Genomic DNA, 26,712 nt, shown 5'->3' on the forward strand with positions numbered 1-26,712 from the left:
CACGAGGAATCCTTGAAACGCATCGTCATTGCCGGCATCGCACTCGTCCTGTTCGTGCTCGTCGCGGCCGGTGCGCTCGTGCTGCGTGGCCTGTCCGACTTCGAGCTGAAGGGCGCGAGCGTGTCCACGCTCGCATTCCACGCGGGCGGCGCCGACCTCGTCGGCACGCTCGCGCTGCCGGCGCATGCGACCGACGCGCCGATCGTGCTGCTCGTGCACGGCGACGGCCCGCGCACGCGCTTCTCCGACGATGCCATGCTGCCGCTCGTCAACAGCCTGCTCGACGCCGGCATCGGCGTATTCGCGTGGGACAAGCAGGGTACTGGCCGCAGCGGCGGCGACTGGCTCGCGCAATCGATGCAGGATCGCGCCAACGAAACGATCGCCGCGATGGCGCGCGTGCGCGCCGTCGCCGGCCCCACGCACAAGGTCGGCCTGCTGGGCTTTTCCCAGGGCGGCTGGGTCATCCCGCGCGTGGCCAATGCGGTCCGGCCCGCGTTCTCGGTGATCGTCGGCGGTGCGGTCAGCTGGCGCCGACAAGGCACCTATCTGACGCGGCAGCAGCTCGAGGCAACCGGCCTGCAGCCGGATCGAATCGATGCGACACTGGCCGCCGAGCGACGCAGCAACGATGCCATCTTCGGTCGGGCAGGCGCGCCGGCCGATCCGCGCCTGCGCCCCGACATCGAGCCGCGCCGTTTCGGCTTCATCGCGCGCAACTACCTGGAGGATTCGTCGCAGGCGCTCGCGACGATGCAGGGGCCCGTGCTGGCCGTATGGGGCGCGCTGGATCGCAACGTCGATCCGGTCGACGAAGCGGGCGCCTATGCGCGTGCGTTCGCAAACCGGCCCGACCGTCGCATCGTGGTCGTGCCCGGTGCAACGCATGCTTTGCTGCGTGCCGGCTGGTTCGACTATCAGCTCGAGTCCGACTGGCCGGCGTGGAAGACCTGGCTGTACATGGCGCTCGGGCGCCGCGCGTATGCGCCAGGCACGCTCGCCCCGATCGAGGCATGGATCCGGTCGCAGTGAACGCGTGTGCAACACGGCGCCGCCACGGATGGCGCCGCAGATGAAACAGGCATCAGGCAATACCGGTCGCGCCGCCCGCGTGGCCGCACCAAGGAGAAGTCTCAATGTATTCGTGGTTCGAACGTCGCCTGCCGACTTTCCCGCTCGAAGATCCCGTCACGCCGCCGAAGGGATTCTTCTCGTTCGTCTGGGCGTGTACGAAAGGCGCGCGCAGCTGGATCCTGCTGATCGCGCTGACGTCGGCCGCGCTGGCCGCCTATGAAGCGGCGCTGTTCGCGATGATGGGGCACGTGGTCGACTGGCTGTCGACGTCGACGCCGGCGGATTTCGGCGGCCGCCACTTCGGCACGCTCGTCGGTTTCGCGGCGATCCTCGCCGGCAGCGCGCTGCTGATCGCGCTGCACACGATGGTCAAGCACCAGGTGCTCGCGATCAACTTCCCGATGCGGCTGCGCTGGCTGTTTCACCGGCTGATGCTCGACCAGAGCCTGTCGTTCTACGCGAACGAGTTCGCGGGCCGCGTGACGACCAAGATCATGCAGACCGCGCTCGCGGTGCGCGACGCGCTGTTCATGTCGGTCGACGTCGTGATCGGCGTCACCGCGTACCTGATCGGTATCCTCGTGCTGGCGGCCAGCTTCGACTGGCGGCTGATGATTCCGCTCTTGCTGTGGGCGCTCGGCTACGGCGCCGCGTGCGCGTATTTCGTGCCGCGCCTGGGCGCCGTCGGCAGCCGGCAGGCCGACGCACGCGCGCTGATGACGGGCCGCATCACCGACGCGTACTCGAACATCACGACCGTGAAGCTGTTCTCGCACACGCGGCGGGAAGCCGACCATGCCCGGCGCGCGATGGAAGCGTTCAAGGCGACCGGCGACGCGCAGATGCGGCTCGTCAGCGCGTTCGAGATCGTCAACCACCTGCTGTCGACGCTGCTGCTGGTCGGCTCGGCCGGCCTCGCGCTCTATCTGTGGATGCGCGGCGAAGCGAGCGCGGGCGTCGTCGCGGCCGTGATCGCGATGGCGTTGCGCCTGTCGAGCTATTCGCACTGGATCATGTGGGAAATGACCGAGCTGTTCGAGAACGTCGGCACGATCCAGGACGGCATCAACACGCTGACGAAGGTGCGCAGCGTGGTCGACGCGCCCGATGCGAAGCCGCTCGCGGTGCAGCGCGGCGGGATCGTGTTCGACAACGTGCAGTTCGCGCACGAGGACAACGACCGCACGGTGTTCGACGGGCTGAACCTGACGATCCGGCCGGGCGAGCGGATCGGCCTGATCGGCCGCTCGGGCGCCGGCAAGTCGACGCTCGTGAACCTGCTGCTGCGCTTCTACGACGTCGGTGGCGGCGCGATCCGGATCGACGGGCAGGACATCGCGCACGTGACGCAGGACAGCCTGCGCAGCGCGATCGGGATGGTCACGCAGGATACGTCGCTGCTGCACCGCACGATGCGCGAGAACCTGCTGTACGGGCGGCCCGATGCGACCGAGCGCGAGATGCAGGAGGCGGCCGTGCGGGCCGAAGCGACCGAGTTCATCGACCGGCTGCGCGACCGCCACGGGCGCAGCGGCTACGACGTCGAGGTCGGCGAGCGCGGCGTGAAGCTGTCCGGCGGCCAGCGGCAGCGCGTCGCGATCGCGCGCGTGATGCTCAAGGACGCGCCGATCCTCGTGCTCGACGAAGCGACCAGCGCGCTCGATTCCGAGGTCGAAGTCGCGATCCAGCGCAGCCTCGACACGCTGATGAGCGGCAAGACGGTGATCGCGATCGCGCACCGGTTGTCGACGATCGCGGCAATGGACCGGCTGATCGTGCTCGACGAAGGGCGCATCGTCGAGGAAGGCACGCACCAGCAGTTGCTGAACGCGGGCGGCATCTATGCCGCGCTGTGGGCGCACCAGAGCGGCGGATTCCTCGGCGAAACGGAAGAAGCGGTTCAGTAAGCACGGCGGCCATGGCAACATGGCGGCACATCGGTTGTCGGCGGATTTGACCGACGCCCAACCAAGGAGCCCGCATGACCACGCGACCGGATATCGCCACTGCGCTGAACGCGCCCGATTCGGCGCTCGAGGAAGACGAGCAACGCTTCGTGCATCAGATTCGCCAGCACGGATGGTTCCGCACGGAAGTGTTTGCAGAAGGTGGCGAACCGGGCTTCTCGTTCACGACCGGGTTGTGGGTCAATCACGGCTTCCCGGAAATCATCGTGTTCTCGTTGCCGGCGCGCATCGTCCACGACGTACTGTGGGACGTCTACCGCATGGTCGCGGCCGGCACGCCACCACCGGTCGGCGAAGTCACGGATTCCGTCTACAGCAATGCGAACGCGCTGCTGATGCCGATCGCGAAAGCACACTACGAAGCTCATCTCGGCTGGAACCGCTGGTTCTACGGCAACGACGACTTCCCGTGCGTCCAGCTGCTGTGGCCCGATCGCGACGGGGTTTTCCCGTGGCAGCCGGAAGCGGACGATGCGCTGAACGCCGCGCAACCGCGACTGTTCGTGCCGGGCGACGATCGCCACTAACCCGTGCGCCGTTTCGCGCGGCACGTTCTTGCAAGCGTGCCGCGCATCCCGACGTTACAGCCGCACGATCGTCGATTTCAGCTCGGTGTATTTGTCGAGCGCATGCAGCGACTTGTCGCGGCCATTGCCCGACTGCCGGTAGCCGCCGAACGGAAAGTTCATGTCGTCGCTGCCGTCGCCGTAGCAATTGACCCATACGGTGCCCGCGCGCAAGCGCCGCGCGACGGCATGCGCGGTCGACAGATCGGCCGACCAGACGGCCGCCGCGAGCCCGTACTCGGTATCGTTGGCAATACGTACGGCTTCGTCGACATCGTCGAACGCGATTACCGACAGCACGGGCCCGAAGATCTCCTCCCGCGCAATCGTCGCATCGGGCTTCACCTCGAACACCGTCGGCTCGACATAGAACCCGCCCGTCTCCTCGCGCACGCGCGAGCCGCCCGTCACGAGGCGGCCTTCGTCGCGCCCGAGACCGATGTAGCCCATCACGCGATCGAGCTGCATGCGATCGACGATCGCGCCCATCGTCACCGCGGGATCGAGCGGATGCCCGGGCGCGAAGCGCCGCGACGCATCGACCAGCTTCGCGACGAATGCGTCCTTGATGTCGCGGTGCACGAGCAGGCGCGAGCCGGCCGTGCACACTTCGCCCATGTTGAAGAAGATCGCATCGGCGGCTGCCTGCGCGGCCCGGTCGAGATCGGGGCAATCGGGCAGCACGATATTCGGCGACTTGCCGCCAAGTTCGAGCCACACGCGTTTCAGGTTCGATTGCGCGGCGCACGCCATGATCTGCTGCCCGGTGCGCGTCGACCCCGTGAACGCGATGCAGTCGACGTCGCGATGCAGCGCCAGTGCCCTGCCCGGCTCCGCGCCGCCCGGCACGACGTTGAACACGCCGGCCGGAATGCCGGCGTCGCACGCGAGCTGCGCGACGCGGATCGCGGTCAGCGGCGATTTCTCCGACGGCTTGAGCACCACGCTGTTGCCGGCCGCGAGCGCCGGCGCGAACTTCCATGCGGCCATCAGCAATGGGAAATTCCACGGTACGACGGCCGCGACGACGCCGATCGGCTCGCGTGTCACCAGGCCAACGAGATGATGGTCGGCCGGCGCGACCTCGCCGCCGATCTTGTCGACCGCTTCCGCGTACCAGTCGACGCAATGCGCGGCGGCCGGGATGTCGATCGCCGTGGTGTCGGCGATCGGTTTGCCGGTGTCGAGCGTCTCGAGCAACGCGAGCTCGTCCGCGTGCTCGCGCATCAGTGCGGCCCACCGCTGCAGCACGGCCTTGCGGGCCCGCGGATTCATGCCGGCCCACGCCTGCGCATCGAACGCGCGGCGCGCGGCGGCGACTGCGTGGTCGACGTCATCGGTGCCGCAATCGGCCACGTGCGTGAGCACGCACCCGTCGATCGGGCTCACACAGGCAAAGGTCGCGCCGGCATGCGCGTCGCGCGCCTCGCCATCGATGAATGCGCGCCCTTCGACCCGCAGCATGGCCGCGCGGGCCTGCCAGTCTTCGAATGTCGTTTGATTCATGGGTTTCCTCGTGACATGTCGCGCATCACGATCCGCGAACCGGATCGATCGGCGTGAAAAGGCCCGCGCGCGCCTCGATCGCTTCGCCCGCGGCGAGACACAGCGCTTCCTGGAAGCGTCCGGCGACGAGTTGCACGCCGGTCGGCACGCCGTCGCGGATGCCGGTCGGCACCGACAAACCCGGCAGCCCGAGCAGCGCGGTTGCAAGCAGCGGCCCCTGCCGGTCGACGATCTCGCGCATCGCCGCGTCGCCCTGCAAATCCGCGTCGATCGCGAACGGCCGCGCGCACGACACGGGCATCAGCACCAGCGGATAGCGTGCGAAGAACTGCTGCCAGTCGCGCAGCAGCGCCGTGCGCCGCGCGAGGCCGTTCATGTAGCCGGCAAGATCCAGCGGCGCCGCGAGCGTACGCTGGCTCGCGAACGCGGTGCGAATTGCGGCGTCGCCGTGCTGCATGATCACGTCGCCGAGCCCGCTGCGCGCCTCGTTGGTCACGAGGTCGAGCCACAGTTCGCACGCTTCGGCGAACCGCGGCGGTGTCGCTTCCTCGACAATGCAGCCGGCGTCTTCGAGCCAGCGCGCGGCCTGCCGGAGCGCGTCGGCGACCACCGGATCGGTCGGCACGCCGGGCAGCTCGGCACACACCGCCACGCGCGCGGGGAATGCGGCCTCGCGCGCAGCCGGCGCAACCGGCATCCACCACGCGTCGCGTGCGTCGCCGGCCGACATCGCGTCGAGCGCGAGACGCAAGTCGCCCACCGTCCGCGCGAGCGGGCCCTGCACCGACGCGAGCTGCACCGCGAGCGTGCGGTCCTTCGATTGCGTGGGGTTGTACGCCGACACGCGCCCGGTGCTCGGCCGCAGCCCCGCGACCCCGCAGGCATAGGCCGGGTAGCGGATCGAGCCGCCGAGGTCGTTGCCGTGCGCGATCGCGCCGATGCCGGCGGCCACCGCCGCCGCCGCGCCGCCGCTGGAACCGCCCGGCGTCAGCGATGCATCCCACGGATTCAACGTGCGGCCGTGCAGTTCGTTGTCGGTGAACCAGCGGTACGAAAACGCCGGCGCGTTGCTGCGCCCGATCACGATCGCGCCGGCCTTGCGCAGGTTCGCGGTCACCGGGCTGTCTTCCTGCGCGATCAGGTCGGCGAACGCGCGCACACCGTTGGTCGTCGCGTGTCCGGCCGTGTCGACGTTGATCTTCACGGTCACCGGCACACCGTGTAGCGGGCCGACCGGCGCGCCGCGGGCAATCGCGGCATCGGCGTCCGACGCCGCCTGCAGCGCGCTGTCGGCCATCACGTCGACGATCGCGTTGATGACGGGGTTCACCTGCTCGAGCCGCTGCAGGCAGCTGCGCGTGAGTTCCGTTGCCGACACGTCTCGCCGTGCGACATGCGCGGCCATCTCCGCCGCGCTGAGACGCCACAATTCCTGGGTCATGGGTTGCTCCTCGTTGATCTCGATGGTTGGATTGACTCGGCCGCGTCAGACGCCCGCTCGCGCAGCCTGCGGTGCATGCGACGCGTAGATCTTGCGGCACGTTTCGACGACTTCCCACGTGCCGCGAAAGCCCGGCGGAATCACGAAACGGTCGCCGGCGCGCAGCACGCGTTCGCGACCGTCCGCGTCGCGCACGATCGCGACGCCGCTCAGCATCTCGCAATACTCCGACTCGTCGTACTCGATCGTCCAGCGGCCGGGCGTGCATTCCCAGATCCCGCAACTGAACTGCCCGCACGGGCTGATGTAGTGATGCGACAGCGTCTGCATCGGGTTGCCGTCGAGCAGCAGCCCGTTCGGCACGCGGCTCTGCGTGAGCTTTGCCGGCGCCCGCATCAGGTCGACGATATTCGTGATGTTGGTCATGGTTGCCTCCAGGGCATCAGGGGTTCGAAACGATTCGGCGCCGCGCGGCCGGGCGAGCCGGCCCGCGCGGGTCACAGCAGGTCCGTCATCCGGTGCCACGCCATCGCGAGCGCCAGCATCGGTGCGCGCAGCGCGCGTCCGCCCGGGAAGTCGCGATGACGAATCCGGCCGAACAGGTCGAAGCGCGCGGCCTGCGCATCGATCGCTTCCGCGATCAGCCGCCCCGCCAGGCCCGTCACGTTGACGCCGTGCCCGGAAAAGCCCTGCGCGAAATACACGGTCGGCTCGAGCCGGCCGAAATGCGGCGCGCGGTTCATCGTCGCGTCGATCAGGCCGCCCCATGCGTAGTCGATCCGCACGTCGGCAAGTTGCGGGAACGTCTTCAGCATGTCGCGCCGCATCGCGGCCGCCAGGTCGCGCGGCGTGTTCGTCGAGCTGCTGGCCTTGCCACCCCACAGCAGCCGGCGGTCGCGCGTCAGCCGGAAATAGTCGAGCGCCGAATTGCAGTCGCTGATCGCCGCGTCGGCCGGCATCGTCTGCGCCGCGCGTGCGTCGCCGAGCGGCTCCGTGGCAACCAGGTAAGTCGCGACGGGGATGATCTTGCGCGCGACCGACGGCGCCAGCTGCCCGAGATACGCATTGCATGCCAGCACGACATAGCGGGCATCCACGTGCCCGCGCGCACACCGGACGCGGTGGTACGGCGCGGCGCGATCGAGCGCGAGCGCGGGTGTGTCCTCGTGGATCGTCACGCCGGCTTCACGTGCCGCGCGCGCGAGGCCGAGCGTGTAGTTCAGCGGATGCAGGTGGCCGCTGCCTTCGTGACGCAGGCCGCCGACATAACGGTCGGATGCGACGAAGTGCTGCATGTCGGCCCGCTCGACGATCTCGTAGCCGCGATAGCCGAAGCGGCTCGCCGCCGCATCGCGCCATGCGCGCAGCGCGTCGAGATGGCGCGGCTTGTTCGCGGCGGTCAGGTAGCCGAAGGTCAGGTCGCAATCGATACCGTGCCGTTCGACCCGCTGCCTGACGATGTCGACCGACTCCAGCCCCATTGCCCAGATACGCCGCACGTCGTCCTCCGGCAGATGGGCTGAGAACGTATCGATGTCGCACGAGTACCCGGCGATCAGCTGGCCACCGTTGCGCCCGCTTGCGCCCCAGCCGATCTTCGACGCTTCGACGAGCACGACCGAATGGCCGCGCTCGGCAAGATCGAGCGCCGCGGACAGGCCCGTCAGCCCGCCGCCGATCACGCATACATCGGCACTCACGGCCCCGTCGAGCGCCGGGTGACGCACCCGGTTATTGACGGTCGCTGCATAGTACGACTGAACATGTTGCTGGTTCTTGAACTTGAGCATAGGTAAGACTCGCGAACGGTGTCGCGTCAGAACGCGTAGATGAGTTGGGTCGCGAGCAGGTCGTTCGACTTCGCATACGACCCGTCGTGACGCAGGAAAACCTTGTTGCTCGCCCAGTCGTGCCGGTATTCGACCTTCACCGTCACCTGCTGGGTCGGGTAGAACAGCAGGTCGAACGCCGCCGCCTGCCGTGTCGCACCCTTGCACTCGAAGCCGACGCCGCCGTTCGCCTTCGACAGCGCGAGGCAATCCGCGTCGATGCCGAAGCCGTTGTATGGATCCATCCCGTTGCCGTTCAGGCCGATCGACGAGCCGCCTCCGCCGTTCTTCCGGTTCACGAGCAGATCGTAGCGCAACGTCGCGCCCATGCGTCCGACCACCGGCGCATTGAACTTGCGGTGCGCGAGCAGCGACAGCCCGAACCACTGCGCAAGCCCGCCGTTGAACGCGCCATGCTGCTGCTGGCCGTAGTCGAGTTCCGCGTTGTACTGCGCATCGGCCACCGTGTAAGTCGCATCGGCTTCGCCGAAGAAGAACGCGCCGTACGCACTCGGCGCATTGCCGCCGACACCATAACGCACGTTGCCGGTCGCCGGATCGACCGCGCTCACCAGCGTCTGGCGGCCGATGTTGATCGAGCCGCCGAGGTCGAGCGCGCTGCCGTGCATGTAGTCGACGCGCGCGGTGAAGGTCGGTACCTTGTTGCTGGTCGTGATCGGGTCGCCGAGCGCGTTGACGCCCGTCTGCGTGACCGCGCCCGCGCTGCGGAACTGCTCGTTGCCAACGAAGAACTTCCACGCCCAGTGGCCGTCCGCGCTCTGGTAGTTGACGCCCGCGCCGATCGACGAGCCCGGGTCGGAGAAGTCGTACAGCAGGTTGTGCGTGAGCGTGAGCATCTGGTTCGACTGCTGGTACTCGTAGCCGCCGAAGCCAAGCACGAGCCCGCCGACGAGCGACGTCGTGCCCGACAGCGGCACCGTGATGACCGCCGTGTTCACGATGTCGAGCCCGCTCGCGCCGCTGCCCGTCATCATCGACAGGCCTGCGCCGCGGTTCGGCATCAGCGTGATTTCCGCGGATGGCGCGGTCGGGCCGACGCCGAAGGTTTTCTTGATGTCCAGGAACACGTCGCCGAACGTGCTGTTGTAGTAGGTGTACGCGTTCTCATGATTCGCGAACTGGAACGACGACGTGCCGCCGCCGCGGTTGTACACATAGGTCGGGTCGAGATAGCCGGTCACCGACAGCCCCGCGATCGGGCCCGTGCGTGCGGCATCGGTCAGCGAATCGACCTTCAGTTGCTGATTCGCGACCTGCTGGCGGATTTCCGTCACGTCGTCGTTGGTCAGCACGGCCTGCGCCTGACCGTAGCCGGGCGCGGACGCGTCGGCCGCAGCCGCGGCGGACGCCGCATTCGACGCAGCCGGCGCGGCCGCCGGTTTCGCGGCGAGCTGCGACTGCAGCGCGCTCATCTGCCGCTGCAGCACCGCGAGCTGCTGTTGCAGCGCCCTGATCTGGTCGGCGCTCGAATTCGCGGCGGCGAGCCCCGGCAGCGCGCCGGCGATCAGCGCGCAAAGCAGTTTCTTTTTCACGGAAAGTCTCCTGGTCGTTATTCACTTCACGGGATGCGGTGCGGGGGCATGCCGGGGCTGCGCGGCCGACGGGCGTGCAGGCGGCAAGGGCAAGGCGGAAGACGGAGCCGGCGAATCGGGCGTCGACGCCGCATGCCACGCTCGCGCATCGCGCGCCTGCCGCCGCTCACGGGCCAGCATCGCGCGGTTCACGACGACGACGCCGATCGTCACGACCGTGATGAACACCGTCGCGAGCGCATTCATCTCGGGATTCAGCCCCATCCGCACGCGCGAGAACACGACGAGCGGCAGCGTCGTCGAGCCTGGGCCCGACAGGAACGCGGACAGGATCACGTCGTCGATCGACACCGTGAACGCGAGCAGCCAGCCGGACACCAGCGCCTGCGCGATCAGCGGCAACGTGATCACGAAGAACACCTTCACCGGCCGTGCGCCGAGGTCGAGCGCGGCTTCCTCGATCGAGCGGTCGAGCTCCTTCACGCGCGACTGCACGATCACCGCGACGAATGACAGGCACAGCATCACGTGGCCGATCCAGATCGTCAGCCAGCCGCGCCCGGCCGGCCAGCCGAAGGTCTGCTGCATCGCGACGAACAGCAGCAGCAGCGAGATGCCCTGGATCACTTCGGGAATCACCAGCGGCGCGTTGATCATCGCGGCATACAGCGTGAAGCCGCGAAAGCGCCCCATGCGGGCCAGCACGAAACCGGCCCACGTGCCGATCGCGACCGACGCGGTGGCCGTCAGCAGCGCGATCTTCAGCGACAGCCATGCGGCCGTCAGCAGCTCGTCGTCGTGCAGCAGCGCGCCGTACCACTTCAGCGAGAAACCGGTCCACACCGTCACGAGCTTCGACGCGTTGAACGAATAGACGATCAGACTGACGATCGGCACGTACAGGAACAGGAAGCCCGCGCCCAGCACGCACACGGACAGGATGCGATTCGCCCGGGTCATTGTCGTGCCTCCGCTTCGGTCTGGCTGCAATGGAGCAGCGCCATCGGCACGAGCAGCAACAGGACCATCGTCACCGTCACCGCGGACGCCATCGGCCAGTCCATGTTGTTGAAGAATTCATCCCACATCACGCGGCCGAGCATCAGCGTGTTCGCGCCGCCGAGCAGTTCGGGGATCACGTACTCGCCGACGGCCGGGATGAACACCAGCAGGCTGCCCGCGACGATGCCGTTCTTCGACAGCGGCAGCGTGATGCGCCAGAACGCGGACCATGGCGTCGCACCGAGGTCGTTCGCGGCCTCGAGCAGCGTGAGGTCCATCTTCACGAGGTGTGCATACAGCGGCATCACCATGAACGGCAGGTACGAATAGACCATCCCGATGTAGACGCCCGCGTCGGTGTGATACAGGCGCAGCGGCGTCGCGATCATGCCGAGCGCCGCCAGCGCGCGATTCAGCAGCCCGTCGTCCTTCATGATCCCGACCCATGCATAGACGCGGATCAGGAACGACGTCCAGAACGGCAGCATCACGGCCATCATCAGCAGGTTGCGGCGCGCCGGCGCCGCGCGTGCGATGCAGTACGCGATCGGGTAGCCGGCCAGCAGGCACATCAGCGTCGACGCGGCGGCCATCTTCAACGAACTGACGTACGTGTTCAGGTACAGGTCGTCCTGCAGCAGCAGCGCGTAGTGCTTCAGCGACAGCACCAACCGCACCGTGCCGGCCTCCAGCCGCGCGAGCGCCGTGTACGGCGGGATGCCGAGCATCTGGTCGGCGAAGCTGATCTTCAGCACCAGCACGAACGGCAGCGCGAAGAAGATCACGAGCCACAGGTACGGCACGCCGATCGCGACGCCGCGGCCCGACGGCAGGAAGCGCGACAAGGTGGAAACGGAAGGTTTCGTCATGTCGCCCTCATTGCGTCAGCACGACGCCGCTGGCCGGCGACCACGACACGAACACGTCGTCGTTCCACGCCGGCGCGTTGTCGCTCATCAGGTGCGAGCTCGACAGGTTCGACACCACCGTCTTGCCGCTCGGCAAGCGCACGTGGTACAGCGAGTAGCTGCCCATGTACGCGATGTCGGTCACGACGCCGCGCGCCCAGTTGTGCTTCGAGCCCGGCTTCTCGCGCGACACGTGGATGCGCTCCGGGCGCACCGAGATGCCGACCGGCATCCCGAGCGGCCCGGTGATGCCATGGCTCACGTACATGCGCGCTTCGAGGTCGTCGCTCTCGACGAAGATGTGATCGGGTTCATCCTCGACGACGCGGCCTTCGAACAGGTTGGTCGAGCCGATGAATTCGGCCGAGAAGCGGCTGTTCGGGAATTCGTAGACTTCACCCGGCGCGCCGATCTGCACGATCTTGCCTTCGCTCATCACCGCGAGGCGGCTGGCCATCGTCATCGCCTCTTCCTGGTCGTGCGTGACCATCACGCAGGTCACGTCGACCTTCTCGATGATGTTCACGAGTTCGAGCTGGGTTTTCTGACGGATCTTCTTGTCGAGCGCGGACATCGGCTCGTCGAGCAGCAGGAGTTTCGGGCGCTTGACGAGCGAGCGGGCCAGCGCGACGCGCTGCTGCTGGCCGCCGGAGAGCTGATGCGGCTTGCGCTGCGCGTACTTGCTCATCTGCACGAGCGCGAGCGCATCGGCCACGCGCTCCTTGATCTCGTTCTTCGGCGTGCCTTCCTGCTTCAGGCCGAATGCGACGTTCGATTCGACCGTCATGTGCGGAAACAGCGCGTACGACTGGAACATCATGTTGACCGGGCGGCGGTACGGCGGCAGCGACGCGAGGTCCTCGCCGTCGACGAAGATCTTGCCGGAGGTCGCCGTTTCCAGCCCGGCGAGCATGCGCAGCAGCGTGGACTTGCCGCAGCCCGAGCTGCCGAGCAGCGCGAACAGCTCGTTCTTCGCGATCGTCAGGTTCACGTTGTCGACGGCCGTGCTGTCGCCGAATTTCTTCACGACGTTTTCGACACGGACGAACGCGGCCGTATCGGAGCGTGCGCCGGCCACGGCCGGCGCAGCGGGGAGCATTCGGATCATCGTCGTCTCCCTCAACCGCCCGACTTCAGCTGCAGCCACAAACGGTTCTGCATCCGTGCGATGTCGGCGCTTCGCGGCATCGCGAGCGACGTCTTCGCGATCGTCGCGTCGGACAGATAGATGCTCGGGTCCTGCACGATCGCCGGCGTCACGAATGCGCGCGCGGCCTTGTTGGCGCTCGGATAGAAGATCTCGTTCGTGATCGTCGCGTTGGTCTTCGGATCCTCGATGTAGTTGATCCACTTCAGCGCGGCTTCAGGATGCGGTGCATCCTTCGGAATCGCCATCACGTCGAACCACAGCAGGCCACCTTCCTTCGGATTCACATAGCGGATCTCGTATGACCGCTTCGCGTCCAGCGTGCGCCGCCGCGCGATGCTCACGTCGCCCGACCAGCCGAGCACGATGCACACGTCGTTGTTCGCGAGATCGTCCGCATAGCCGGCCGAGCTGAACTGCGTCACGTACGGGCGAATCTTCTTCAGCACGTCGTAGGCGGCCTGGTAGTCGGCCGGGTTCTTGCTCTCCGGATCCTTGCCCATGTACTGCAGCGCCGCCGCGAACGCGGCGTCCGGCGCATCGAGCAGCGAGATGCCGCAGCCCTTCAGCTTCGCCGCGTTCGCCGGATCGAACAGCAATGCCCAGCTGTCGGTCGGCGCGCTGTCGCCAAGCCGCTTGCGCACGGCTTCGACGTTGTAGCCGATCCCCGTCGTGCCCCACGCCCACGGCACGCCGTACTGGTTGCCGGGGTCGGCCTTCGCGATCATCTTCATCAGCACCGGGTCGAGGTTCGCGAGGTTCGGCAGCTTCGACTTGTCGAGCTTCTGGTACACGCCGGCCTGGATCTGCTGCGCGAGATAGTTCGACGTCGGCACGACGATGTCGTAGCCCGAGCTGCCCGCGAGCAGCTTGGTCTGCAGCGTATCGTCGCTGTCGTAGCTGTCGTAGCGCACCTTGATACCCGACTGCTTCTCGAAGGTCGGCACCGTGTCCTTCGCGACGTACTCCGACCAGTTGTACACGTTCAGGTTGGCGTCGCCCGCGCGGGCGGACAGGCTGGCCGCGAGGGCCAGCACCGCCGACGTGACGAGCGCGGCACGCAGGGCCGGTTGACGACGGATACGGATACGCATGGGGATTCTCCTTGTGATGGGGATCGGCCGTTGCGCCCGGTCCGGGTCCGGACTCGCGTCAACGCCGTCAAGCGGTATTCAGCACAAGGGGCAATGTAGAGATCGCGGCCCGCAGCGTCAGTCCCGAAAACCGGGACAAACGGCGACGTCGTTCCGGGCTGTTTGGGTAGATTCCCGCGTAGGCAGTCGAAAATATTCGTGATACCTGTAGCGCCACCTGAAATCTTCGACACCCGACGCCATGAGCGCTGCGCTTCCCGCCCCCGATCTCCCGCTGAGCCATGTCGCGTTCGTGACCGAAACGCTGGGCGATATCGCACAAGCGGTCGGGACGCCGCAGTTCATGCGCGCCGTCTACGACACGCTCGTGCGCTACGTCGACTTCGACGCCGTGCACCTCGACTACGAACGCGGCGCGGCCGCGGGCCGGCGCAACGTCGGCTGGATCGGCAGCTTCGGCCGCGAGCCCGAGCTGGTCGCGCAGGTGATGCGTCACTACTACCGCAGCTACGCGAGCGACGATGCAACGTACGCGGCGATCGAAACCGAAAGCGACGTGCAGTTGCTGCAGGTGTCCGCGCAGCGCGTCGCGAGCGAACTCCGGCACCTGTTTTTCGACGCCGGTGACATTCACGATGAATGCGTGATCGCGGGCGTGACGGGCGGCACGCGCTTTTCGATCTCGATCGCGCGCTCGCGGCGGCTGCCGCCGTTTTCGCTGAAGGAGCTGAGTCTGCTGAAGCACCTGTCGCAGGTCGTGCTGCCGATGGCGTCCGCGCACAAGCGGCTGCTCGGCGCGATCTGCGCCGACGACACGTCGCGCGACGAGCTCGATCTCGACCTCGTCGCGCAATGGCTGCCTGAATGGCAGGAGCGGCTGACCGCGCGCGAGATGCACGTGTGCGCATCGTTCATCCAGGGCATGACGTCGGCCGCGATCGCGCAATCGATGGGGCTCAAGACGTCCACTATCGACACGTACGCGAAGCGCGCGTTCGCGAAGCTCGGCGTCGAGTCGCGGCGGCAACTGATGACGCTCGTGCTGCGGAACGCGTCGCGACGGCACGACGCGTAGGCCCGGCACATCGGGCTCCTGACGTCGCACCCGTTGCGCGCGCATCTATCTCCGCGCCGCCTCATAACGATTCGACAATTTATTGGTTCCCTTGACGATGCGCCGTCCGTATCGTTCACCGACTCGTCAGACCAATCGACCAACGGGGGAATCCAACAATGAAACGAATCCGGTCATTCGCACTGCTCGCGCTGCCGGCCGCGCTCTACGCCGCCGGCGCGCACGCGCAAAGCAGCGTCACGCTGTACGGCATCGCCGACGCGGGCATCGCCTACGTACACAACGCGCAGAACGGGAGCGGCGGCAACGCGTCGAGCCTCGTCAAGTTCAGCAGCGGCAACCTGTCGGGCAGCCGCTGGGGGCTGCGCGGCATCGAGGATCTCGGCAGCGGCCTGTCCGCGCTGTTCCAGCTCGAAAACGGCTTCAACATCGGCACCGGCGCACTCGGCCAGGGCGGGCGCGAATTCGGCCGCAAGGCCGTCGTCGGACTCGCGAGCAGCACATACGGCACCGTGACGCTCGGCCGCCAGTACGATCCGGTCGTCGATCTCGTGCAGGGCCTCACGCAGGACAACTATTTCGGCGGCGTGTTCGCGACGCCGGGCGACCTCGACAACTACGACAACAGCCTGCGCGTCAGCAACTCGGTGAAATACACGAGCCCGCTGATCTCGGGCTTCCAGTTCGCGGCCCTGTACGGCTTCGGCGGCGTCGCGGGCTCGACCGGCAACGGTCGCACGTACAGCTTTGGCGCGAGCTACGCGAACGGCCCGCTGTCGCTCGGCGCCGGCTTCTTCTACGCGAACGGCGGCACGACGGTCGCCAATGGCGTGCGCACGTGGTCGAGCAGCTCGGACACGCTGTTCAACACCGTGATCAACCAGGGCTTCTCGAGCGCGAAGTCGATCCAGATCGTGCGCGTGGCCGGCCAATACGTGGCCGGTCCGGCGACCTTCGGGCTCGCGTATTCGAATACGCAGTACGGTGCGGACACACTGTCGGCGTTCAGCCAGAACGCGAAGTTCAACAACGGTTCGGCGTTCTTCAACTGGCAGTTCTCGCCGGCGCTGCGCGCGGGCGTCGGCTACAACTACACGTCGCTGACGGGCCCGGCTTCCGCGCACTACAACCAGGTCAACCTCGGCGCTGACTACGCACTGTCGAAGCGCACCGACCTGTATGCGCTGTTCGGCTATCAGAAGGCGAGCGGCAACACGCTCAACGCGAGCGGCGCGACGGTGAAAGCGGCCGCGTCGGTCGGCTCGTACGGCGTGAACTCCGGCACCGATACGCAGGAGCTCGCGATCGTCGGCATTCGCCACAAGTTCTGATCGCGTCGTCGCACGACGACTGCCTGGCAGGCGCGCACCACGGTGCGCGCCTGCGGCGTTTACACTGTCCGACTTCAGGTTCCACACGACGCAAGGAGCTCGGCATGCTGACGGTTTGGGGACGACGCAACGCGTTCAACGTCCAGAAGGTGATGTGGCTCGTCGACGAGCTCGCGCTCGCGCATCGGCACGTACCGGCCGGCGGCCGGTTCGGCGTGCTCGATACGCCCGAATTTCTCGCGATGAACCCGCACGGACGCGTGCCGCTGATCGACGACGAAGGTGCCGTCGTATGGGAATCGCACAGCATCCTGCGCTACCTCGCCGCGCGTTACGGACGCCCCGGCTTCTGGCACGACGACCCTGCCGAGCAATCACGCGCCGACCGCTGGATGGACTGGGCGCAGACGACGCTGCAACCGGTGTTCCTCAATGGCGTGTTCCGCGGCTACTACCGGACGCCGCCCGAGCAGCGCGACACCGTGCGCGTCGAGCAGAGCATCGCGCAGTGCGCGCAGCATTTCCGGCTGCTCGACGCGGTGCTGGCCGGGCAGCCGTTTCTCGCCGGCGACGCGATCACGCTCGCCGACATCGCGGTCGGCACGCATCTGTATCGCTACTTCGAACTCGACATCGCACGGCCGGACCTACCGCACGTGCAAGCGTGGTACGAACGCCTGCAGACGCGGCCCGCGTATCGCACGCACGTGATGATCCCGTTCGACGACTTGCGCGGCAAGCTCGACTGACAGGCATCGGGCCGGCAGCGGAATGGCTTGCCGGAGGTCTCGAGAACTTTTGACTGTCCGCCTAGTGTCGCCGCATGCCTCCCGCCCCGCCCATGCCGCCGAACCGGTGCATTCCGCCGAATTCGTGGCTCGCACCGACCGGGAACGTGCCATGGTGAAAGCCCGCCCCCACCGGGACGCCGAAGCGGCGATGATCGATCGGGTTGAAGTGGCTGACGTGATCGAAGTGGTGGAAGCGATGGAATCGATCGATGAGGATGAAGCTCACGCCCGCGCCGATGAATAGCGGCGGCCCCCAATACCACGGGTCGTCATACGGATAGGCTGCCACCGGATACCACAGCACGCTACCGTCGGCACTTTGCACGATCTGCCAGGTGCCGTCGCTTTGCAGGCACGCGCGCCCGACGATTTGCTGCGCCGTGCCGTCGATGTCCGCTTGCGCGACGACCGCGCGACAGTTCGCGCCGTTGTCCGACGGATCGTCGATCATTTGCGCAAGGACGGACGTGGAAAGACCGAGACAGACGATGCCTGCCACGGATCGAAACAGGTTGCACATGATCGGCTCCTGCGTTGTTGCCCCCGACCACTCGATCCCCGGCGTCGCTGGCGGCGCCCGGTACACCGGTTTGCTTGCACACGATCGATCGCGCGGCGGTCATGGCTCGCCGCGTCGTCGTGCAGGGTCTCCTGACGGCTAAACGATGCGGCCCGTCGGGTTATTCCTGGGGTCTGGATGCGAATGGCCGTGGCCGCAACCCTCGGCACTCGCTGCCGTGCTCAGCGCACGACCGGGCGAGCCGCGACGCGGTAGACAGCCGCTGCCGTGACCCCGAATACCAGATGGGCCACCAGCGTGATCGCGCCGCGAACCGGGATGAACCACGGGAAGATTGCGGTGAAGGCGTACAGGTTGACGCCGTACAGGATGAGGCCGAACGCGCCGCCGGCAAGCAGCGTGGCGCGCAGCGACCATCCATGGACCAGCCGCGCCAGCACGGCTGCATAGGCCAGCGAAAGCGCGGCATGCACGAGGGTCGCCACCCCCATGACCAGCGGATCGAAGCCGCCGGGCGAACCCAGCACGCTGCGCCCCATCACGATCGCTGCCGTGAGGCGCGCGTCGCGAAGCAGGTTCCGAACGGCGTCATCGCCGGCGATCGCCCAGAGCAGCAGCTCGATGACGGTCGATCCGAGCGCCGCACCGAACGCCGCCCAGAGCATCGGGACCGGACGGATTTGCTTCAATGGTCGTCCACCATCGCGACCGGCGGATGCATGGAGCCGCCGTGCGACATTACGCCGGGCGTTCGCAATCCGACCAGTACGCAAACGGGTCGCGATGCTTCGGATAGTGCTCGTCGAGCCATTTCAGCAATGTCGCGCGAGCGTTGTCCATGTCGGCTTTCAGCGACGACGTCGTGAGTTCGTGCACGTCGACGGATTTTTCGCGGTCGGTCACGAAGCAGTTCCAGTCGGGGCCGTCCAGATCCGGATCGTCGGACGCCTTCGACGACTTGCTCCAGCCGAAGCGCTTGCGCGCGTCGATGAAGTAGCGCGGGTGCACTTTCAGATACGACATCTCGCCGCCCTGCAGGCTGCTCTCGGCGCGCAACACGTCGTGTTCGTCGACGATCTGCGTGACTTCCGGAAGGCGGCGCGAGCGCCATCCGGCCGGCAGCGTCGCCACGGCCCGGATGCTGTCGTACGTCCCCCATTCCAGCCCCCATGCTTCGGCCATGCGCTTCATGAACGCATCGGCGCTCGGATAGCCGCGCAGCTGGATCCGGGTCGACAGCGTGACTTCGACGCGGCCGCCGGATGCACTGGACACCTCGTCGCCCGCCGCTTCGAACGGATTGCCGGGGCGCGGCGATGAGCGCGTCGCGTCCGCAGGCGCCATGCCCGAAAACAGTTGATCCAGCGCTGCACGCGCTTTCGACGACTTGTCTGGTCTATTCATCGGTTCCCTTTTCTGCAAATTTGAACCCGTACTGCAATGGTTGGAGATTGGCTCGCCGCCGGCCAAAGGTGTGATTCTGCCGCACTGCGGCGATCTCGCCGTATTCCGCGGCTGCATTGTAACGATCTGGCGACGGCGGTCGAGCGAACAGCATCGGTACGGCACGGTCCGTCGCATCCACGGCGAGCCGTGCGCCCTACCCCAACGCCTTCACCATCCGCTCCATCAACGCCAGCACCTCCGGCCGATTCTCGCCCTTCGCATGCACGAAGTGATACCTGAGCAGCGAATCGACTTCATGCCGGCTGACGCGAACGAGCGCGCTGCGCTTCAGGTACGCATCCGCGAGCGGCGTTCGCGCGAGCGCCACGCCGAGCCCCGCTTCAGCCGCCGCGAGGACGAGGTTGTAATCCTCGAACCGACGATCCTGCGCCCGCGGCTTGAACGGAATGCCGAGCCCGTCGAACCAGGTGCGCCAGCCCGTCACGTCGGAATCGTGCAGCAACGGCATGTCGAGCAGCGCGGCGTCGCCCGCCCGGCGGCGCGCCTTTGCCAGTTGCTCGGCAAGCCGCGGATGCGCAACCGGATACAGCCGCTCCGGCATGAACGCACGGGTTTCGAGCTGACGCCAGTTGCCGCGCCCGTAACGGATCGACAGATCGGCTTCGCCACCGGCGATATCGACGTTGCGCAGTTCGATGCCGAGCTCGATACGCAGCGCGGGCGCTTCGCTTTCGAGCACATGCTGCCGCTCCAACAGCCAGAGCTGCGCGAACGCGGGCACCACGCTCATCCGGACCAGTCGCGGCGTACGCGGCGAGCGCCACTGATCGGCCGCGCCGTCGATGATCGCGAACGCCTGCTCGATCCGGCCGACGAAGCGCTGCCCGTCCGGCGTCAGGCGCACGCCGCGCGCATGCCGCTCGAACAGCGCCATCCCGAGCCAGTTCTCGACGGCGGCGACCCGTCGGCTGATCGCGCCGTGCGTGACGCCGGAAACATCGGCGGCCGCGAGAAACGAACCCTCGCGCGCCACCGTGCAGACCGTCTCCAGGCTCGCGAGCGGCGGCCTCGGCCCGGGCGCCGGCGCGGCGACCGGCAGCGCGTCCACGACCTGACGCGCACGCACCGGACCGGCAGCCCGCCGCGAACCCGAGCTGTGAGCCATATTCATATCCGGGTATTGATCTGTGCGCTAGCTTAACATCTCGCCACGCCGCACCATGGGCGCATGAATACCCTTTCCACATCGACGTCGCGCAGCGCGCGACAACCGCTCGTCGCGGCAGGCGCGGTCGCGTTCACGATCGTCTCGTGGGCGTCCGCTTTCCCGTTCATCCGGATCGGCCTGCACGGCCTCGCGCCACTGCAGCTCGCGTCGGCACGCTTTGCGACCGCGGCACTGCTCGTGATCGCGTGGCTCGCATGGCGGCGACCGCCACTGCCGGCGAAAGGCGACGCGCTGCGCTTCGTCGCGTGCGGCTTTCTCGGCATCGCACTCTACAACGCACTGCTCAATACCGGCGAGCAGACCGTGTCGGCCGGCGCGGCAAGTTTCATCGTGAACACGCTGCCGATCTTCACCGCGCTGCTGGCCGCCGTGTTTCTGCGCGAGCGCTTCAATCGCTGGGGATGGCTCGGTTCGCTGGTCAGCCTGGCCGGCATCGCGGTGATCGCGCAAGGGCAGCCGGGCGGCCTCGTGCTCGGTTCGGGAAGCACGCTGATTCTCGGCGCGGCGCTGTGTTCGGCCAGCTATTTCGTGTTGCAGCGGCGGTTGATTCCCGTCTACGGCGCACTGACCTGTACCGCGTACACGCTGCTGGCCGGCGCGGCGCTGCTCACTCCGTGGCTGCCCGGCGCGCTCGGGTCGCTCGCAGGTGGGTCGCGCGATACGGCGCTCGCCGTCGTCGTGCTCGGCGTATTTCCCGCCGCGCTGGGTTACGCGACCTGGACGTTCGCGCTCGGCTATTTCGGCGCGGCGCGCGCGGCCAACTTCCTCTATCTGACGCCGGCGGTCGCGATGCTGCTGTCGATGGTGCTGACGGGCGAGCGGCCCGGCATCGCGACGGCATGCGGCGGCCTGCTGGCGATTGCCGGTGTGGTCTTCGTCGCATTCCGCGGACGTTCGTAGGATCGCAACGATAGCGAATGTCCGTGCCGGCCCGTCGATCCGGAAACGGGCGGATCGAAAAGCCCTCCGCATCTGCGAAGCGGAATGGATCATCCGGGCGTGCTGTTCGCGCCCACTCGCTGATGCCGCAGGGATTGACCGTTAGTTGCATTGCAATGAACACAACCGTTGATGAAGCCAGCCGACGAAACCGGACACGCAATCGCGGGTGACCAAACTGTGCAGACAAATCGACCGAACAGTTCCGGATTGACCGCGCATCAGTGTGCATGGCTTCGCCCCGGCGACCGGCCGAATAATGGATACGGCCGTAAGGCCATCGACAGCGAACCGCAGCCTGTGGCCCGCCGCAGCGCACGATTTCCGGCATCCGGAGCCTTCGACATCCGGGCGCCGGCCCGCGCCGTGCCGGCCCGCTACGCGATTCGCCGCAGCGCGCAAAATCGGCTTCATATATATTCATACGAATTGCATGATGTCCGGCGACGATTCGCCCGCTCGCCCGGGCGGCCGTCACACCACCGGACGCCATGCAAGTGAAGCCCGTGATGGGTATGGAGACTCGTCCGATCGCCCCGGCACGCTGGCCGGCCGGTCGAGACGTCAATAGAAAGACATTCAATTCGGAGATGGCAGATGGAACGAAGCACTGTCGGCATGCGCTGCAAACCCCTGATCACCGTTGCACTGGCTGCCGCCGCATTCGCGGCCGCGTCGACGGCAATGGCCGACCAGGTCGTGAAGATCGGCAGCGTCGAACCGACGACGGGCGGCATCTCGCACCTCGGCAAGGACAACGAGAACGGCGCGCGCCTCGCGGTCGAGGAAATCAACGCAAAGGGCCTGACGATCGGCGGCAAGAAGATCACGCTGCAGCTCGACGCGCAGGATGACGCGGCCGACCCGCGACAAGCCACGCAGGTTGCGCAGAAGCTCGTCGACGACAAGGTCGTTGCCGTCATCGGCCACCTGAACTCGGGCACGTCGATCCCGGCATCGAAGATCTACAGCGACGCGGGCATCGTGCAGATCTCGCCGTCGGCCACGAACCCGACCTACACGCAGCAAGGCTTCAAGACGACCTACCGCGTCGTCGCGACCGATGCGCAGCAGGGTCCGGCGCTCGCGAGCTACGCGCAGGCGAAGGGCGTGAAGAGCGTCGCGGTGATCGACGATTCGACCGCGTACGGCCAGGGCCTCGCGAACGAGTTCGAGAAGAAGGCGAAGGCGCTCGGCCTGAAGGTGCTGTCGCACGACGCGACCAACGACAAGGCCGTCGACTTCCGCGCGATCCTGACGAAGGTCAAGGGCGAGAACCCCGACGCGATCATGTACGGCGGCATGGACGCGACCGGCGGCCCGCTCGCGAAGCAGGCGAAGCAGCTCGGCCTGCGCGCGAAGATCCTGTCCGGCGACGGCGTGTGCACCGACTCGCTGGCCGAACTGGCCGGCCCGGCGGCCGACAACGTGCTGTGCTCGCAGGCAGGCGCCGCGCTCGAGAAGATGCCGGGCGGCGCGGACTTCCTCGCGAAGTACCAGAAGCGTTTCAACCAGGGCATCAAGTTCGATGCGCCGTTCGCGTATGACGCGGTCTACATCGCCGTCGACGCGATGAAGCGTGCGAACTCGACCGACCCGGCGAAGATCCTCGCCGCGATGCCGTCGACGAAGTACGACGGCGTGATCGGCACGACGACGTTCGACGCGAAGGGCGACCTGACGCACGGGATCATCTCGATCTACGGCTACAAGAGCGGCAAGAAGACCTTCCTCGACCAGGTGAAGATGTAACCCGCCGCGGCGCCGGCACGACGGGAACGCCACCCGTCCGCGCCGGCGCCGCGCGGGCCGATTTCTGATTCACGGAGACGAAGCATCATGTGTGCAATGGCGTATGCGGAATTTCAACAGGAGTTGAAGAAAGCGCAGTTGACGGCGCGCGAGTTCGCCCGTCTGATCCGGATGAACGAAAGTTCGATCACGAACTATTCGAGCAAGGGCACCGTCCCGTCCCACCTCGCGGTCATCGCGAAACTGATCGGCACGCTGGCCGCGCACGAGATCGATTTCCGGCGCGTGATCCGGCAGATGCGGATCGAGCCGAAACGGCCGCGCGGCGTCGGCGTGTTTCCCGCGGCGGAAAAGCCACGCGCACGGAAGCCTGCGAAAGCCGACGCCTGAGCCTCGGCGTGCGTCGAACGCGGCATGGAGATGGCCGCTCGACGCTCGATCGATACACCCTCACGGGCGATGCGACACGCGCCGCCCGATCGTTACCCCGCCGCCCGCACGTGATCGAGCAGCGCCTGCAACGGATGGCGCACCTGCTTCGACGACATGCGCTTCACCTGGCTGCGGCACGAATACCCGGTCGCCAGCGCCTCGCCTTCATCCTCCGGCCCGTCCACGTGCGTCGCCCACGACTGCGAATAGATCGTCTTCGACGTCGCGAGATTGCGCGCCTCGTGCCCGTACGTGCCCGACATCCCGCAGCATCCGGTCGACTCGACCTTCAAGCGCAGCCCGCGCCGCGCGAACACCTGCGTCCATTGCTTGCCGCTGTCGGGCGCGTTGGTCTTCTCGGTACAGTGCGGCAGCAACCGGTACGAGCCGGTCGCACCGTGCGTGCCGGCTTCCGGCAGCGCATGCAGCAACCACTCCTGCGGCAGCGCAACTTTCGGTACATCGCTGAGCCCCGTCACCTTCAGGTATTCCTGCCGGTACGTGAGCGTCATCGCCGGATCGAGGCCGACCAGCGCGACACCCGTGCGCGCCAGCGCGGCCAGTTGCGTCGCATTGCGGATCGCGGCCTTCTCGAACGCCTGCAGAAAGCCCTGCACGTGCAGCGCCTTGCCGTTCGGTGCGAGCGGTGCGAGCCAGACCTGAAAGCCCGTGCGCGCGGCCAGCTCGATCAGCGTCGCCAATTGCTCGGTATCGAAATAGCGTGTGAACGTGTCCTGCACGATGACGACGCTGCGTGCGCGCTGCGCGTCGCTCAGCGCGGCAAGCGCGTGCGGGTCGGCCGGCTTCACGTTCCATTGCCGGATCACGGCAGCAAGATCGAAGCGGCTCAGCAGCGGGCTGTCGACCATGCCGACCTGCCGTTCGAGCAGCGTGCGCACCCATCCCGCACGCATCAACCCGTTGTACAGCGCGGGGACGCGCGCCATCCACGGCATCGTGAATTCGAGCGAGCCGATCAGGTAGTCGCGCAGCGGCCGCAGGTAGCGCTGGTGATACAGCTCGAGAAAGCGCGAGCGGAACTCGGGCACGTTGACCTTCACCGGGCACTGCCCCGCGCACGACTTGCACGCGAGGCACCCGGCCATCGCGTCGTACACCTCGTGCGAGAAATCGGCGTCACCGTTGCGCGCCGCGCGGCTGTTGCGCCAGCGCCCGGCCAGCCCGCGCAGGAACGGCTGCCGCGCCCGCGCCGCCGCGACGACGTCGATGCCGGCCTGTCCTTGCAGGCGCAACCATTCGCGCATCAGCGACGCACGTCCCTTCGGCGATTGCACGCGCTCGCGCGTCGCCTTCCACGACGGACACATCGCGTCGTCCGGATCGAAGTTGTAGCACGCGCCGTTGCCGTTGCAGTGCATCGCCGTGCCGTAGCTCTGCCACACGCGCTCGTCGATCTGCCGGTCGTGGTCGCCGCGCGTCGGCACTTCGTCGATCTTCAGCAGCCGCATCGTGTGGTCCGGCGGCGTCGCGATCTTGCCCGGGTTGAACTGGTTGCGCGGATCGAACGCGGCCTTCAACTGCTGCAGCGACGGATACAGCTCGCCGAAAAACGCCGGCGCGTACTCGGAGCGTACGCCCTTGCCGTGCTCGCCCCATAACAGGCCACCATGCCGCTGCGTCAGTTCGGCCACCGCGTCCGACACGGGCCGCACGAGCGCGGCCTGCTTCGGGTCCTTCATGTCGAGCGCCGGGCGCACGTGCAGCACGCCCGCGTCGACGTGACCGAACATCCCGTACTGCAGCCCGTGGCCGTCGAGCAGCGCGCGGAATTCGGCGATGTACGCGGCGAGGTTCTCGGGCGGTACCGCGGTGTCCTCGACGAACGGCTGCGGACGCGCCTCGCCCTGCACGTTGCCGAGCAGGCCGACCGCGCGCTTGCGCATCGCATACACGCGCTTCACCGCATCGTCGCCGGCCGCGAGCGTATGGCCGAGGCGCGCCACGCTCGTATCGGTGCGCAGATGCTCGACGAACGCGCGCACGCGCGCATCGACGTCGTCCGCATCGTCGCCGCTGAATTCGATCAGGTTGATGCCGAGCGTCGGGCGCGCGTCGTCCTGCGGAAAATACTCGGCGACGCTGCTCCACACGAAGTCCTTCATCGCGAGCATCAGCACCTTCGAGTCGACCGTCTCGATCGACAGCGGCTCATGCGCGAGCAGCGCACGCGCATCGCGCAATGCATCCATGAAGCCCGCATAGCGCACGTTGACCAGCACCGAAACCTTCGGGATCGGCAGCACGTTGAGCTTCGCCTCGACGACGAAGCCGAGCGAGCCTTCCGCGCCGCACAGCACGCTGTTCAGGTTGAAGCGGCCGTCGGGTTCGCGCAGGTGCGCGAGGTCGTAGCCGGTCAGGCAGCGGTTGAGCTTCGGAAACTTCGCGTCGATCAGCGCCGCCTTGTCGTCGCTGATGCGACGCGCGGTGCGATAGACCTTGCCGATGCGGTCCTGCCGCGCGCAACGGCGCTCCAATTCCTCGTCGTCAAGCGCGTCGCTGTGCAGTTGCTCGCCGCCCATCAGCACGAAATCGAGTTCGAGCACGTGGTCGCGCGTCTTGCCGTACGTGCAGCTGCCCTGCCCGCTCGCGTCGGTGTTGATCATCCCGCCGACGGTCGCGCGGTTCGACGTCGACAGCTCCGGCGCGAAAAACAGCCCGTGCGGCTTCAGCGCGGCATTGAGCTGATCCTTGACGACGCCTGCCTGCACGCGCACCCAGCGCTGCTCGACGTCGATTTCGAGGATCCGGTTCATGTTGCGCGACAGGTCGACGACGACGCCGTCGGTCAACGACTGCCCGTTGGTGCCCGTGCCGCCGCCGCGCGCGGCTACCGCGACGTCGTGGTGCGCGGGTTCGGCCAGCAGCCGCGCCAGCAGCCGCACGTCATCGGCATGCGCGGGGCAGATCACCGCCTGCGGCAGGCGCTGGTAGATCGAGTTGTCGGTGGCCTGCACCGTCCGGTTCGCGTGGTCCGCGCGAATCTCCCCGGCAAATCCGGCAGCCCGCAGCGCGGCAAGAAAGTCGCGGTACGCGTTGGCGGGCGGGCTGGCGGGACGGGGCAACGGGGCGATCGACATGGGTAAAGGCGCAGTGTGGGTGGAGCCGGCCGATTCGCGCGCTCCGAAACAT

General features: G+C 67.2%; 23 protein-coding genes. 9 read left to right on the forward strand and 14 right to left on the reverse strand.

From position 1 onward, the window contains the following. The first annotated feature begins 12 nt into the window (after nt 1-12). The 3 genes from KEC55_RS34885 (at nt 13) to KEC55_RS34895 (ending at nt 3,568) form a co-directional block, all read left to right on the forward strand. A complete protein-coding gene (locus KEC55_RS34885; RefSeq protein WP_282512314.1) occupies nt 13-1,032 on the forward strand; it encodes an alpha/beta hydrolase family protein in 1,020 nt (339 codons plus the stop codon). 104 nt (nt 1,033-1,136) lie between these two features. Beyond that, nucleotides 1,137-2,981, forward strand: a complete 1,845-nt coding sequence (locus tag KEC55_RS34890; RefSeq protein ID WP_282512316.1) for an ABC transporter ATP-binding protein — start codon at nt 1,137-1,139, stop codon at nt 2,979-2,981. A gap of 74 nt (nt 2,982-3,055) precedes the next feature. Then, on the forward strand, nt 3,056-3,568 hold the full coding sequence (locus KEC55_RS34895) for a DUF4262 domain-containing protein (protein ID WP_282512318.1): 513 nt from the start codon (nt 3,056-3,058) through the stop codon (nt 3,566-3,568). A gap of 54 nt (nt 3,569-3,622) precedes the next feature. Here the strand turns inward: KEC55_RS34895 and KEC55_RS34900 are convergent, their stop codons facing one another. The 9 genes from KEC55_RS34900 to KEC55_RS34940 form a co-directional block, all read right to left on the reverse strand. Beyond that, on the reverse strand, nt 3,623-5,113 hold the full coding sequence (locus tag KEC55_RS34900; protein WP_282512320.1) for an aldehyde dehydrogenase: 1,491 nt from the start codon (nt 5,111-5,113) through the stop codon (nt 3,623-3,625). Between the two features lie 25 nt (nt 5,114-5,138). Then, a complete protein-coding gene (locus tag KEC55_RS34905; RefSeq protein ID WP_282512322.1) occupies nt 5,139-6,554 on the reverse strand; it encodes an amidase family protein in 1,416 nt (471 codons plus the stop codon). A 45-nt stretch (nt 6,555-6,599) separates the two neighbouring features. Then, nucleotides 6,600-6,980 (reverse strand): cupin domain-containing protein, encoded by a 381-nt coding sequence (locus tag KEC55_RS34910; protein ID WP_282512324.1) that lies wholly within the window; start codon nt 6,978-6,980, stop codon nt 6,600-6,602. Nucleotides 6,981-7,051: 71 nt separating this feature from the next. Further along, nucleotides 7,052-8,344: an NAD(P)/FAD-dependent oxidoreductase gene (locus tag KEC55_RS34915; RefSeq protein ID WP_282512326.1), complete on the reverse strand. Its 1,293-nt coding sequence runs from the start codon at nt 8,342-8,344 to the stop codon at nt 7,052-7,054. 26 nt (nt 8,345-8,370) lie between these two features. Next, nucleotides 8,371-9,936: a DUF3138 family protein gene (locus tag KEC55_RS34920; protein ID WP_282512328.1), complete on the reverse strand. Its 1,566-nt coding sequence runs from the start codon at nt 9,934-9,936 to the stop codon at nt 8,371-8,373. Nucleotides 9,937-9,957: 21 nt separating this feature from the next. After that, nucleotides 9,958-10,896, reverse strand: a complete 939-nt coding sequence (locus KEC55_RS34925; protein WP_282512330.1) for an ABC transporter permease subunit — start codon at nt 10,894-10,896, stop codon at nt 9,958-9,960. After that, the gene (locus tag KEC55_RS34930; protein ID WP_282512332.1) at nt 10,893-11,807 is read right to left on the reverse strand and encodes an ABC transporter permease subunit; all 915 of its coding nucleotides are present in this window, start codon (nt 11,805-11,807) and stop codon (nt 10,893-10,895) included. The genes KEC55_RS34925 and KEC55_RS34930 overlap by 4 nt, the downstream gene beginning before the upstream one ends. A 7-nt stretch (nt 11,808-11,814) precedes the next feature. Then, complete coding sequence (locus KEC55_RS34935) at nt 11,815-12,954, reverse strand: ABC transporter ATP-binding protein (protein WP_282512334.1); 1,140 nt, start codon at nt 12,952-12,954, stop codon at nt 11,815-11,817. 11 nt (nt 12,955-12,965) lie between these two features. Next, a complete protein-coding gene (locus KEC55_RS34940; protein WP_282512336.1) occupies nt 12,966-14,087 on the reverse strand; it encodes a polyamine ABC transporter substrate-binding protein in 1,122 nt (373 codons plus the stop codon). 241 nt (nt 14,088-14,328) lie between these two features. Between KEC55_RS34940 and KEC55_RS34945 the strand changes: the two genes are divergently transcribed. From KEC55_RS34945 to KEC55_RS34955, 3 genes are all read left to right on the forward strand, one after another. Next, nucleotides 14,329-15,162: a helix-turn-helix transcriptional regulator gene (locus tag KEC55_RS34945; protein WP_282512338.1), complete on the forward strand. Its 834-nt coding sequence runs from the start codon at nt 14,329-14,331 to the stop codon at nt 15,160-15,162. 158 nt (nt 15,163-15,320) lie between these two features. Further along, nucleotides 15,321-16,493, forward strand: a complete 1,173-nt coding sequence (locus tag KEC55_RS34950; RefSeq protein ID WP_282512340.1) for a porin — start codon at nt 15,321-15,323, stop codon at nt 16,491-16,493. A gap of 104 nt (nt 16,494-16,597) precedes the next feature. After that, nucleotides 16,598-17,242 (forward strand): glutathione S-transferase family protein, encoded by a 645-nt coding sequence (locus KEC55_RS34955; protein WP_282512342.1) that lies wholly within the window; start codon nt 16,598-16,600, stop codon nt 17,240-17,242. Between the two features lie 61 nt (nt 17,243-17,303). Here the strand turns inward: KEC55_RS34955 and KEC55_RS34960 are convergent, their stop codons facing one another. The 4 genes from KEC55_RS34960 to KEC55_RS34975 form a co-directional block, all read right to left on the reverse strand. Then, complete coding sequence (locus KEC55_RS34960) at nt 17,304-17,804, reverse strand: hypothetical protein (RefSeq protein ID WP_282513131.1); 501 nt, start codon at nt 17,802-17,804, stop codon at nt 17,304-17,306. 221 nt (nt 17,805-18,025) lie between these two features. Beyond that, nucleotides 18,026-18,469, reverse strand: a complete 444-nt coding sequence (locus tag KEC55_RS34965) for a sodium:proline symporter (RefSeq protein ID WP_432626334.1) — start codon at nt 18,467-18,469, stop codon at nt 18,026-18,028. 73 nt (nt 18,470-18,542) lie between these two features. Continuing rightward, nucleotides 18,543-19,208 carry a nitroreductase gene (locus KEC55_RS34970; protein ID WP_282512345.1) on the reverse strand — a complete coding sequence of 222 codons (666 nt, stop codon included), beginning with the start codon at nt 19,206-19,208 and terminating at the stop codon, nt 18,543-18,545. 196 nt (nt 19,209-19,404) lie between these two features. Next, a complete protein-coding gene (locus KEC55_RS34975; RefSeq protein ID WP_282512347.1) occupies nt 19,405-20,382 on the reverse strand; it encodes a LysR substrate-binding domain-containing protein in 978 nt (325 codons plus the stop codon). Between the two features lie 57 nt (nt 20,383-20,439). On the opposite strand from KEC55_RS34975, the gene KEC55_RS34980 reads away from it, so the two are divergent. The 3 genes from KEC55_RS34980 to KEC55_RS34990 all read left to right on the forward strand — a co-directional run bounded on the left by KEC55_RS34980 (nt 20,440) and on the right by KEC55_RS34990 (nt 23,520). Next, nucleotides 20,440-21,339 carry a DMT family transporter gene (locus tag KEC55_RS34980; RefSeq protein ID WP_282512348.1) on the forward strand — a complete coding sequence of 300 codons (900 nt, stop codon included), beginning with the start codon at nt 20,440-20,442 and terminating at the stop codon, nt 21,337-21,339. Between the two features lie 636 nt (nt 21,340-21,975). Beyond that, nucleotides 21,976-23,130 carry a branched-chain amino acid ABC transporter substrate-binding protein gene (locus KEC55_RS34985; protein ID WP_282512349.1) on the forward strand — a complete coding sequence of 385 codons (1,155 nt, stop codon included), beginning with the start codon at nt 21,976-21,978 and terminating at the stop codon, nt 23,128-23,130. A gap of 87 nt (nt 23,131-23,217) precedes the next feature. Beyond that, a complete protein-coding gene (locus KEC55_RS34990) occupies nt 23,218-23,520 on the forward strand; it encodes an XRE family transcriptional regulator (protein WP_282512350.1) in 303 nt (100 codons plus the stop codon). 92 nt (nt 23,521-23,612) lie between these two features. Here KEC55_RS34990 and ydiJ read toward each other — a convergent pair whose 3' ends face one another. Continuing rightward, the gene (ydiJ, locus tag KEC55_RS34995; protein WP_282512351.1) at nt 23,613-26,660 is read right to left on the reverse strand and encodes a D-2-hydroxyglutarate dehydrogenase YdiJ; all 3,048 of its coding nucleotides are present in this window, start codon (nt 26,658-26,660) and stop codon (nt 23,613-23,615) included. Between the last annotated feature and the right edge of the window lie 52 nt (nt 26,661-26,712).

Source organism: Burkholderia cepacia, assembly GCF_029962485.1.
Classification (GTDB): Bacteria; Pseudomonadota; Gammaproteobacteria; order Burkholderiales; family Burkholderiaceae; genus Burkholderia.